11 protein-coding genes are annotated in these 10277 nt (G+C 70.9%); 2 read left to right on the forward strand and 9 right to left on the reverse strand.

Annotation, left to right across the window (positions count from 1 at the left end):
• Positions 1–418: 418 nt before the first annotated feature.
• Positions 419–622: a DUF4236 domain-containing protein gene (locus tag AOK15_RS32825; RefSeq protein WP_185093521.1), complete on the forward strand. Its 204-nt coding sequence runs from the start codon at positions 419–421 to the stop codon at positions 620–622.
• Between the two features lie 603 nt (positions 623–1225).
• Here AOK15_RS32825 and AOK15_RS32830 read toward each other — a convergent pair.
• The gene (locus AOK15_RS32830) at positions 1226–1468 is read right to left on the reverse strand and encodes a hypothetical protein (RefSeq protein WP_055521961.1); all 243 of its coding nucleotides are present in this window, start codon (positions 1466–1468) and stop codon (positions 1226–1228) included.
• On the reverse strand, positions 1465–1611 hold the full coding sequence (locus AOK15_RS45295) for a hypothetical protein (protein ID WP_157870438.1): 147 nt from the start codon (positions 1609–1611) through the stop codon (positions 1465–1467). The genes AOK15_RS32830 and AOK15_RS45295 overlap by 4 nt, the downstream gene beginning before the upstream one ends.
• Before the next feature lie 128 nt (positions 1612–1739).
• On the opposite strand from AOK15_RS45295, the gene AOK15_RS32835 reads away from it, so the two are divergent.
• On the forward strand, positions 1740–3269 hold the full coding sequence (locus tag AOK15_RS32835; protein ID WP_055521962.1) for a helix-turn-helix domain-containing protein: 1530 nt from the start codon (positions 1740–1742) through the stop codon (positions 3267–3269).
• Positions 3270–3688: 419 nt separating this feature from the next.
• On the opposite strand, the gene AOK15_RS32840 is transcribed toward AOK15_RS32835, so the two are convergent.
• The 7 genes from AOK15_RS32840 to AOK15_RS32870 all read right to left on the reverse strand — a co-directional run bounded on the left by AOK15_RS32840 (position 3689) and on the right by AOK15_RS32870 (position 10141).
• Complete coding sequence (locus AOK15_RS32840; RefSeq protein WP_055521963.1) at positions 3689–4348, reverse strand: CoA transferase subunit B; 660 nt, start codon at positions 4346–4348, stop codon at positions 3689–3691.
• Complete coding sequence (locus AOK15_RS32845) at positions 4345–5127, reverse strand: CoA transferase subunit A (protein WP_055521964.1); 783 nt, start codon at positions 5125–5127, stop codon at positions 4345–4347. Before AOK15_RS32845 ends, AOK15_RS32840 begins: the two co-directional genes overlap by 4 nt.
• Positions 5128–5173: 46 nt before the next feature.
• Complete coding sequence (locus AOK15_RS32850; RefSeq protein WP_055521965.1) at positions 5174–5923, reverse strand: SDR family NAD(P)-dependent oxidoreductase; 750 nt, start codon at positions 5921–5923, stop codon at positions 5174–5176.
• Positions 5920–6891 (reverse strand): fumarylacetoacetate hydrolase family protein, encoded by a 972-nt coding sequence (locus AOK15_RS32855; RefSeq protein ID WP_055521966.1) that lies wholly within the window; start codon positions 6889–6891, stop codon positions 5920–5922. Before AOK15_RS32855 ends, AOK15_RS32850 begins: the two co-directional genes overlap by 4 nt.
• A gap of 117 nt (positions 6892–7008) precedes the next feature.
• Positions 7009–7947 carry a VOC family protein gene (locus AOK15_RS32860; protein ID WP_055521967.1) on the reverse strand — a complete coding sequence of 313 codons (939 nt, stop codon included), beginning with the start codon at positions 7945–7947 and terminating at the stop codon, positions 7009–7011.
• Positions 7948–7958: 11 nt separating this feature from the next.
• Positions 7959–8969 (reverse strand): amidohydrolase family protein, encoded by a 1011-nt coding sequence (locus tag AOK15_RS32865; protein WP_055521968.1) that lies wholly within the window; start codon positions 8967–8969, stop codon positions 7959–7961.
• Complete coding sequence (locus AOK15_RS32870) at positions 8966–10141, reverse strand: FAD-dependent oxidoreductase (RefSeq protein ID WP_055521969.1); 1176 nt, start codon at positions 10139–10141, stop codon at positions 8966–8968. The genes AOK15_RS32865 and AOK15_RS32870 overlap by 4 nt, the downstream gene beginning before the upstream one ends.
• Between the last annotated feature and the right edge of the window lie 136 nt (positions 10142–10277).

Here is a 10277-nt window from a genome sequence, read left to right on the forward strand (position 1 = left end):
GGGCGGGCCGGGGCGGGCCGGGTCCGCCGGGGCGGAAGCGGCTGGACGCGGTGGCGGGCGAGGCGGAAGCGGCTGGACGCGGTGGCGGGCGAGGAGCGGTAGGCCGAGCGTGCCGCCGCGGGCCCGAAGCGGCACCCCACCTGCCCGAAGTCGGCGAGTGGCCGCATCCGAGGCCAGGGACAGGCGGGTCCGAGCTCGGCCGGTGGTGGCGTCTGCGGCCGGCGAGCGCCCGGGGCCACGGCCGGCGGGCGGCGCCCAGGGCCGGGCGAGCCGTGATGTCCGCTCTCGGCGGCGGCACCGGACGAGCGGGCGGCGGCGGTGTGTTCCGGGTGCTCCGGCGAACTCCGCATGTTCGGCCATCAGTTCGCCGAGTCGGGGTATCCGGAAGGCGACAGTGACCCTTCGAGGGGAGGCTTGCATGCCGCTCACCTTCCGCAAGAGCTTCCGGATCCTGCCGGGCGTGCGCCTGAACATCAACAAGCGCTCATGGTCCATCACCACCGGTGGCGACCACGGGCCACGCCACACCCGCAGCAGCACGGGACGCCGTACGACCTCCATGGATCTGCCCGGCCCGTTCGGCTGGCGCCGCACACGCTCGACCCGGTCACGCCGGGGGTGAACGGGGAGGGGGCGGCGCTCGGGAGAACTGCGCCGCACCCTCACAGGTCCGGCCCGTCGTCCGTCGCGGGCGGCCCGGGTCATCGCTCGACCTGACCCGACGCCCGGGCGGGCCCGGCGGCAGCCTGTTGCGCCGTTCCCTGGTGCCCGTCCGATCCGACCGTGCAGGTCGGACGCGCCGGCCCGGCGGTTCAGCGGCGGCACCACGACGGCGGCCGGGGACGGCGGCGCCGACCAGCGCCGCCGCGCCGTCACGCGCCGCCACGGGACTCGGTACGTCGCCGTCGTCCGCCGCCGGACCGGTGTCCGTCCCGGTCTCGCCGCGTCGCCGTGGACCCGGCACCGGGGCGGCCGGCGGCGTGGTCTCGCACGGGACCCCGTCCACCGGCTCGGGTACCAGTCCGGTGGCACTTCCTCCTGGTGTTGCGGATTTTGTCCTGCGGGTCGTTTCACTGGGGAATCGGGGCAGTTCGGCCGGTTCTCCTCATGCCCTGCGCCGAATGCCGCCCCCAGGGCGCAACTCGCTTCGCGTCAAGGGAAGTTCATCCCGCCGAGCGGCGCACTCAGGCGCGCCGGAAAGCGCGTACGCGGCGCGCGAGCCGGGTCACGGCCCGAAGAGCGCCGTCGCCAGTGCCGCCCCCGCGGAAGCCATGGAGCCGTCGTGGACCACCGCGTACTGGTGGACCGCGGACGGCGACGCCCCGGTGCCGCCGACCGCGAACAGCCCGGCGGCGGTGGCACAGCCGCATTTCATCCGCCGGTCCATGCGGTCCAGACAGTCCGTCACCTCGGCGAGTGCGGCGCGCGAAGGCCGCGTTCCGGCGGGGTGGGACGGGAGGTTCGTCATGGTGGACTCCTGTCGTCGAGGACGGTCACGGCGTCGCGGACGGTCACGGCGTCGAGGGCGGTCACGGCGTCGCGGACGGTCACGGCGTCGCGGACGGATTCAGCCCGCGTGACCTCCGCACCCTCCATCGCCGTTCGGAGCACACTTCCGTTACTCCTCCGGGGAGAAGTGGCATCTCTCACACGGGAGTACGAGCGCCACCGGTCGCCCACCCACCCGAACGGTCCACCCGGACATCATGTTCATCTCATATCTGAGATAGCCTCACCGCATGACCGACGACTACCTCGCACGCATCGGCAGGCTCATCCGTGACGCCCGACAGCATCGTGGCTGGACACAGTCGCAGTTGGCGGAGGCTCTGGGGACGAGTCAGAGCGCAGTGAACCGTATCGAGCGCGGCAACCAGAACATCAGCCTTGAGATGATCGCTCGCATCGGTGAGGCCCTGGACAGTGAGATCGTCTCGCTGGGGTACGCGGGTCCGATGCATCTGCGGGTGGTCGGCGGGCGCCGACTCTCCGGTTCGATCGATGTGAAGACCAGCAAGAACGCGTGTGTCGCACTGCTGTGCGCCTCCCTGTTGAACAAGGGGCGCACGGTGCTGCGCCGGGTGGCCCGGATCGAGGAGGTGTACCGCCTGCTGGAGGTGCTCGGTTCCATCGGCGTCCGCACCCGCTGGATCAACGACGGCGTCGACCTGGAGATCGTGCCGCCGGCCGAGCTGGACCTGGCGGCGATCGACGCCGAGGCGGCCCGCCGCACCCGGTCGATCATCATGTTCCTCGGCCCGCTGCTGCACCGCATGGACCACTTCAAGCTGCCGTACGCGGGTGGCTGCGACCTCGGTACGCGGACCATCGAGCCGCACATGATCGCGCTGCGCCGGTTCGGGCTGGACATCACCGCGACGGAGGGCCTCTACCACGCCGAGGTGGACCGGTCCGTCACACCGGACCGCCCGATCGTGCTGACCGAGCGCGGCGACACGGTGACCGAGAACGCGCTGCTCGCCGCGGCCCGCCACGACGGTGTCACCGTCATCCGCAACGCCTCGTCCAACTACATGGTCCAGGACCTGTGCTTCTTCCTGGAGGCGCTCGGCGTGCGGGTCGAGGGCATCGGCACGACCACGCTCACGGTGCACGGGGTTCCGCACATCGACGTGGACGTCGACTACTCGCCCTCCGAGGACCCGGTCGAGGCGATGAGCCTGCTCGCCGCGGCGGTCGTCACCGAGTCGGAGCTGACGGTGCGCCGGGTGCCGATCGAGTTCCTGGAGATCGAGCTGGCGGTCCTGGAGGAGATGGGCCTCGACCACGACCGCACGACGGAGTACTTCGCCGACAACGGCCGTACCCGTCTGGTGGACCTCACGGTCCGGCCCTCGAAGCTCCAGGCACCGATCGACAAGATCCACCCGATGCCGTTCCCCGGCCTGAACATCGACAATGTCCCGTTCTTCGCTGCCATCGCCGCCGTCGCCCAGGGCAAGACCCTCATCCACGACTGGGTGTACGACAACCGGGCGATCTACCTCACCGACCTCAACCGCCTCGGCGGCCGCCTCCAACTCCTCGACCCGCACCGGGTGCTCGTCGAGGGCCCGACCCGCTGGCGCGCCGCCGAGATGATGTGCCCGCCGGCCCTGCGCCCCGCCGTGGTCGTCCTCCTCGCGATGATGGCCGCCGAGGGCACGTCCGTCCTCCGCAACGTCTATGTCATCAACCGCGGTTACGAGGACTTCGCCGAGCGCCTCAACACGGTGGGGGCACAGATCGAGACCTTCCGGGACATCTGACGCCCTTCGGAAAAAAGTGCCGCCACACCCATCCTGACCTGTATAAACGCGAGGCGGGAGAGGGGGTGGCGGTGCCTCTGGGACTTTTCTGGGACTTTTGGCCGGGACCGAAAGCTCCGGCTGGCTGCGTCCTCAGCATGCTGCGTCATCGGGAAAATATCGGCCTGAGCGTGAGTAAGAGAACCAAGAGGTCAGAGGTCATTTCCTGGCCCTGCAAAGATCGCGTGAGGAGCTCGGAGCGTCAAACGAGCGTCACGGCCGGCGATCCGGCCTACACGCCTCGGGCAGGAACGTCACCGCGAACGCCGCGGCTACCGCGACAGCGAGGATGGCGAGGATGGCGGCGGAACCGAGGTGCTGACCCACCACGATCCGGCGGGCAGTAACCGTGGTCCCTGCCCACCCGACGCGTCCACGGTTCACGACTTCCGGATCAGAGGTGCATCGGTGCGGGCGGCGATGTCCTCGGCGGTGACATCCGGCGCGCACTCCACGAGAGCGAGGCCCTCGGGTGTGACGTCGAGGACGCCGAGGTCGGTGATGATGCGGTGGACGCACTGTTCGCCGGTGAGCGGCAGGGTGCATTCGGTGAGGATCTTCGGGCTGCCGTCCTTGGCGGTGTGCTCCATGAGGACGATGACGCGGCGGGCGCCGTGGACGAGGTCCATCGCGCCGCCCATCCCCTTGACCATCTTGCCCGGGATCATCCAGTTGGCCAGGTCGCCCGTGGCGGAGACCTGCATCGCGCCGAGCACGGCGGTGTCGATGTGGCCGCCCCGGATCATGCCGAAGGACAGGGCCGAGTCGAAGAAGGAGGCCCCGGGCAGCACCGTGACGGTCTCCTTGCCCGCGTTGATCAGGTCGGGGTCGACCTCGGCCTCGGTCGGGTACGGGCCGGTGCCCAGAATGCCGTTCTCCGAGTGCAGGACCACATGGACGTCCGGGGGCAGGTGACCGGGGATGAGGGTGGGCAGGCCGATGCCGAGGTTGACGTAGGAGCCGTCGGTGAGTTCGGCGGCGGCGCGGGCGGCCATCTGGTCCCGGGTCCAGCCCGGCCGCGTTCCGGGGGTGGTGCTCATGCTCGTACGGCTCCTCGTGTCGACGACGCGGAAAGGGAGAGCCGCTCGATCTGCTTGTCGGCGGCCTCGGCCGGGGTGAGGACCACGATCCGCTGGACGAAGATGCCCGGCAGGTGGATCTCGTCCGGGCTCAGCGCGCCCGGCTCGACGAGCTCCTCCACCTCGGCGACGGTGATGCCGCCCGCCATGGCGGCCAGCGGGTTGAAGTTGGCGGCGGACTTACGGAAGACCAGGTTCCCGTGGCGGTCGCCGCGCCAGGCCCGGACGATGGCGAAGTCGGTGGTGATGCCGTGCTCCAGGACGTACGCACGGCCCGCGAAGTCGCGGGTCTCCTTGGGCGGGGAGGCCACCGCGACCGTGCCGTCGGGCCGGTGACGCCAGGGCAGCCCGCCCCTGGCCACCTGGGTGCCCACCCCTGCCGGGGTGTAGAAGGCGGGGATGCCCGCTCCCCCGGCACGCAGCCGTTCGGCCAGCGTGCCCTGCGGCACCAGCTCCACCTCCAGCTCGCCCGACAGGTACTGACGGGCGAACTCCTTGTTCTCGCCCACGTAACTGCCCGTGACACGGGCGATCCGGCCGTCGGCCAGCAGGACGCCCAGTCCGCGCCCGTCCACGCCGCAGTTGTTCGACACGACTTCCAGGCCGGTGGTGCCCTGGGCGTGGAGTGCCCGGATGAGTACACCGGGGATGCCGCTGAGGCCGAAGCCGCCGACGGCCAGCGACGCGCCGTCGGGGATGTCGGCGACCGCCTCGGCGGCGCTCGCGCGGACCTTGTCCATGGGAGAGAGGGCCTTTCTGTCGTGGCTGTCCTGCGTGGTCGCCGGTTCAGGCGTCCGCGCGCAGGGCATCGGAGATCGACTTGGTGCCGCCGTGCGCGGTGAGTCCTCCGTCGACCGGTATCTCGGCCCCCGTGATGAAGGACGCCTCGTCGGAGAGGAGGAAGACGACGAGCGGGCTGATCTCGTCGACGGTTCCGGTCCGGCCGAGCGGTGTCTCGCGGACGTTCGCCTCCCGGAAGGCGGGCGCCGCGGAGGCGGTCATGTCCGTTTCGATGAAGCCGGGGTGAATGGTGTTCACGCGGATGCCGGCGGGCCCCAGTTCCATGGCGGCGGTCCGCGACAGGCCGCGCAGCGCCCACTTGCTGGCCGTGTAGGCGACCGGGTAGTGGGCGGTGAGCGCCGCGGTCGAGCCGACGTTCACGATCGAGGAGCCGGGTGGCATCAGCGGGGTGAGGTGCTGGATGCCCAGCAGCGGGCCGGTGACGTTGACCGCGTGGACGTGGGCCATGTCCTCGGGGCGTACGGCGTCGAGACGGGCTCGCCAGGTGACGCCTGCGTTGTTGACCAGGCCGTGCACCTGCCCGTACGCCTCACGCAGGTCGGCGGCGAGTTCGGCCCAGTCCTTCTCGTTCGTGACGTCGAGACGGCGGCAGCCGGGTGACTCCGAGACGTCGGTGGCGATGACGCGGGCGCCCTCGCGGGTCAGCGCCTCGGCCTCGGCGGCGCCCTGGCCGCGGGCGGCGCCGGTGACCACGACGACCTTGCCGAGCAACCGCTTGGAGTGGAGGTCGGTCACGGCCGCTCCCGGGAGCGGCGTCGGGCGACGGGAACGGTCATGGGGTCCGGGCCGGCCACCACGGTGTTGGAGACGGAGCCGATGCCCTCGACGGTGAGGGTGACCGTGTCGCCGGGCTTCAGGGGAGGCGGGGACTGCTCACCCCGTACACCCCAAAGCTCGGCGAGGCAGCCGCCGTTTCCGCAGGTCCCGGAACCGAGGACGTCGCCGGGGCGGACGACGGTGCCGCGTGAGGCGTAGGCGGCCATCTCCTCGAAGGTCCAGCTCATGTTGGACAGCAGGTCCTTGCCCACGACCTCGCCGTTGATCTCGGCGGTGAGCGCCAGGCGCAGGAAGCCGTCCGCGTCGCGGTACTTGGCCAGCTCGTCGGCGGTGACCAGGTAGGGACCCAGCGTGGTGGCGGTGTCCTTGCCCTTGCAGGGGCCGAGGCCGACCTTCATCTCGGCGGACTGCAGGTCCCGTGCCGACCAGTCGTTGAAGACGGTGTAGCCGACGATGTGGTCGCGGGCCTGCTCCGGGGTGAGGTCACGGCCCTCCTTTCCGATCACGGCGGCGACCTCCAGCTCGAAGTCGAGCACGCTCGACCCCGGCGGCATGGGGATGTCGTCGTGCGGCCCGTACATCGCGTAGGGGTTGCCGAAGTAGAACGTCGGGGCCGCGTACCACCGCTCCGGTACCCCCGCAGCCCCGTCCACGGACCGCCGTACGCCCTCGACGTGTTCCTCGAAGGTGACGAAGTCCCGCACGGTGGGCGGCTGGAGCGGCGCCAGCAGTCGTACGTCACGGACGTGGGGGCCGGCCGGGACGTCGAGGGTCGCGGAGCCCGCGTCGAGCAGTTCGGGCAGGCCGCCGCCCTCGGCGAGCAGGCCGGTCAGTGAGCTGACGCCGGGCAGGGGGTGGAGTGTGCCGTCCTCTGAGACGACGGCCACGTGGCGTCGGTTGCGGTACTCGTACGCGGCGAAACGCATGGCGGTTTCCTGTCGGCTGTCGGCGTGAGGCGTGGCACGAAGGCCGGGGATGCGGCAGGGGAGAGTCAGGGCAGTTGACAGGGCAACCGCACCCCCGGGGACTGAGGGCTCCGCCGATCAGACCGGCGGAGCGACGAAGACGCCGCGGTCGACGTCGTTGAAGGACTCCTTGGTGACCAGTTCGTTCATGGGGTTGGCGGTGCCCCACTGGTCGGTGACCTCGGGCTGGGAGAAGTCGTAGACGTGCGGGTGCCAGGTGTCCTCGTCCAGGAGCTCCAACTCCGTCGTGTACTCGACGGTGTTGCCGTGCGGGTCGAGGAAGTAGGTGAAGGTGTTGTCGCCCGCCATGTGCCGGCCCGGCCCCCAGATCTTGCGGGCACCGGAACGGATGACACGGCCGGAGCCGCGCATGTACTCGTCGATTCCGCGCATCTCGAAGGAGATGTGGTGCAGCGAGGTGTGCGGGCCCTTGGCGATGGCCATGGAGTGGTGCTGGTTGCTGATCCGCATGAAGTGCATGACGTCGCCGATGTGCGGATGGCCGAGCGTGTCGGACAGCCGGAAGCCGAGGTGCTCCTCGTACCACGCCTTGGTCCTGTCCAGGTCAGGCGAGTTGAGGACGACGTGCGACAGCTTGACCGGGATCGACTCCTTCTCCTCGATCTTGCGGTGCTGCCGCACCTCGACGTCCGCCAAGACCTCGATGGTGCGCCCGTCGACGTCGAAGAAGCGGAAGCCATAACCGCCGCCGGGTGTTTCCGCCTTGCCCGGCCGGGAGATCAACTGCACTCCCCCGGCGAGGAGTTGCTCGGCGAGCGTGTCCACGTCAGCCGGGCTCGCGGCACCGTAGGAGACGAGATCGAGACGCTTCTCCTCGGCCTTGCGCAGCCGGACGACGTACTGTTCCGGGCTGCCCTCGGCGGCCAGGAAGGAAATGCCGGAGTCCTCGGCGACCTTGGTCAGGCCCCAGACTCCGGCGTAGAAGTCGAGCTGCTTGTCGTAGTCGGGCACGGCGAGGTCGACGTGCCGGAGGTGGGTGAGCAGGCGGTTGTTCATGGGGGGGCTCCTCAGACGAGGTCGAGCAGAGCGGCGGCGTTTTTGCCGCGGACGGAGTGGAAGTCGGTGTCGGGCAGGTCCGCGGCGCGCAGCGCGCCGAGCGGGTCGTCGGTGCCCATGTCGAAGGGGAAGTCGGAGCCGAGCAGGACCCGTTCCGGGCCGACCGCCCGCAGCAGCTCCCGCAGCACCTGCGGGTCGTGGACGAGGGAGTCGAAGTACAGCTGCGTCAGATAGCTGCTCGGTTCCCGCTCACACCCCCGGGCGTCGGGACGGGCCCGCCAGGCATGGTCGGAGCGGCCGATGTGGGTGGGCAGGTAGCCGCCGCCGTGCGCCGCGATCAGCTTCAGGCCCGGATGACGGTCCAGGACGCCGGAGAAGATCAGATGGGAGAGGGCGACCGCGTTCTCGGTGGGCTGGCCGACGGTGTTGGACAGGTACCACTGGTCCAGGCGCTCGTCGAGGGAGCAGCCGAACGGGTGCAGGAAGACCAGGGCGCCCGTCTCCTCCGCACGGGACCAGAAGGCTTCGTACGCCGGGGCCGACAGTTCGTGGCCGGGCGCGTGCGAGGAGATCTCCACGCCCCTCAGCCCCTGGTCCAGGGCGTGGTCGAGCAGGCCGACCGCGAGGTCGGGATGCTGGAGCGGGACCAGGCCCAGGCCGTGCAGGCGGTCGGGAGCCTTCGCACAGTGTGCGGCGGTGCCCTCGTTGGCCAGTCGGCAGACCTTCTCGGCCAGTTGGGGCTCGGCCCAGTAGTGGTAGTGGGAGGGCGAGGGGCTGACCAGCTGAATGTCCACGCCCTGCGCGTCCATGGCCGTCAGGCGCACCGCGGCGTCCGTCAGCTTCGGCACACGCGCGCCGACCATCGGACCGCTCACGGCCAGGGCCGCCGGGCCGTTGCGGCGCGCGTCGAGGGCGCGGGCCTCGGCGAGACCGGGATGACCGGCGACGGCCTCCTCGACCTCCGGGAGCAGGAGGTGGGCGTGGACGTCGATGGTCGGCGCGGAGGATGCGGTGGTGGTCACGGGCGCTCCTTGAGGAGGTTCATGGTGCGGCCGACCAGCCCGGCGATGTCGGCGTCGCGCACACCGTCCAGCTGCCACTGGCCGATCTGCAGCGACGCCTCGACGACGGTGCGCACCCGGGGAATGCGGCGGTCGTGGTAGGCCTGGAGCAGCTCGTCGTCCCAGTCCCGGCCGTCGGCCACGGCCCCGCTGAGCAGCTCGGCGAGGACGAGGGCGTCCTCCAGGGACATGGCCGCGCCCTGGGCCATGGTGGGCGGGCAGCAGTGGGCGGCGTCACCGATGAGCACGACCCGGCCCCGGTGCCAGGAGTCCTCGACCAGCAGGCGGTCGAACCAGGTGTAGTTGACCTTCTTCGGGTCGGTGATGTGCTCGGTGATCTCCGGCCAGACCCCGCCGTAGCTCTGGGCCAGGCGGCGCATCTCGTCGGCGTAGCCGGCCGGGTCGATGGAGGCGCGGTCGCGGCACCCTTCGACGACGTACGCGTAGATGGTGTTCTCGCTGGTGGGGCAGTAGCCGGCGATGTAGGCGGGGCCGCCGTAGGCGAGGTCGGTGCGCGTCACGCTCTCGGGCCGCGGGGCGGCGATGCGCCAGATGGCCATGCCGGTCGGCTCGGGTTTGTCCGAGATGCCGATCGCGGCGCGGGCCGCGGAGTTGACTCCGTCGGCGCCGATCACCAGGTCGTAGCGGCCCTCGCTGCCGTCGCTGAAGCTCACCGACACGCCGTCGGCGTCCTGCTCCAGCGCTTCGGCGGTGATGCCGAGGCGAACGCCGGCGCCGGAGGCGCGGACCGCGTCGATGAGGATCTGCTGCAGCTGGGGGCGCTGCATGCCGAGGGTGGCGGGCAGGTCCTCGCCGCCGGTCTGGATGTCCTCGGCGACGAACAGGACGGTGCCGTCGGGGGTGGTCACGCCCAGCGAGCCGAAGGCGTATCCGGAGGCTTTCACCCGTTCCCACACGCCCAGTTCGCGCAGGACCCGCAGGGCGTTGCCCTGGAGGGTGATGCCGGAGCCGGTGGTGGCGTTCCAGTCCGGCTTGGCCTCGATCAGGTCGACGGCGATGCCGGCGCGGCGCAGCAGGATGGTGACGGCGTTGCCTGAGGCGCCCCCGCCGATGACCAGGACGGTGGGTGTGCCCCCGGCCGGAGGCTGGGAGAGAGTGCGGCTGTCAGCCATGTCGGGGATTCCTCCCGGGGTTGGGCCGCGCGACTTCGGGCGGCGGGGACTGCGGCTCACCCGCTGTGAGTGCGGGCCAGAGGTGGGGACGGATAACCCGGCGAAGCGGGTGGGGCGGTGGGGGCCGGATGCGCCG

It is taken from the genome of Streptomyces ossamyceticus (genome assembly GCF_001418475.1).
Classification (GTDB): domain Bacteria; phylum Actinomycetota; class Actinomycetes; order Streptomycetales; family Streptomycetaceae; genus Streptomyces; species Streptomyces ossamyceticus.

Excerpts from the sequence above, each read along its gene's own strand:
- AOK15_RS32835 (WP_055521962.1), top strand. The coding sequence starts at position 1,740 with ATGACCGACGACTACCTCGCACGCATCGGCAGGCTCATCCGTGACGCC.
- AOK15_RS32855 (WP_055521966.1), bottom strand. The coding sequence starts at position 6,891 with ATGCGTTTCGCCGCGTACGAGTACCGCAACCGACGCCACGTGGCCGTC.
- AOK15_RS32840 (WP_055521963.1), bottom strand. The coding sequence starts at position 4,348 with ATGAGCACCACCCCCGGAACGCGGCCGGGCTGGACCCGGGACCAGATG.
- AOK15_RS32870 (WP_055521969.1), bottom strand. The coding sequence starts at position 10,141 with ATGGCTGACAGCCGCACTCTCTCCCAGCCTCCGGCCGGGGGCACACCC.
- AOK15_RS32830 (WP_055521961.1), bottom strand. The coding sequence starts at position 1,468 with ATGACGAACCTCCCGTCCCACCCCGCCGGAACGCGGCCTTCGCGCGCC.
- AOK15_RS32845 (WP_055521964.1), bottom strand. The coding sequence starts at position 5,127 with ATGGACAAGGTCCGCGCGAGCGCCGCCGAGGCGGTCGCCGACATCCCC.
- AOK15_RS32860 (WP_055521967.1), bottom strand. The coding sequence starts at position 7,947 with ATGAACAACCGCCTGCTCACCCACCTCCGGCACGTCGACCTCGCCGTG.
- AOK15_RS32825 (WP_185093521.1), top strand. The coding sequence starts at position 419 with ATGCCGCTCACCTTCCGCAAGAGCTTCCGGATCCTGCCGGGCGTGCGC.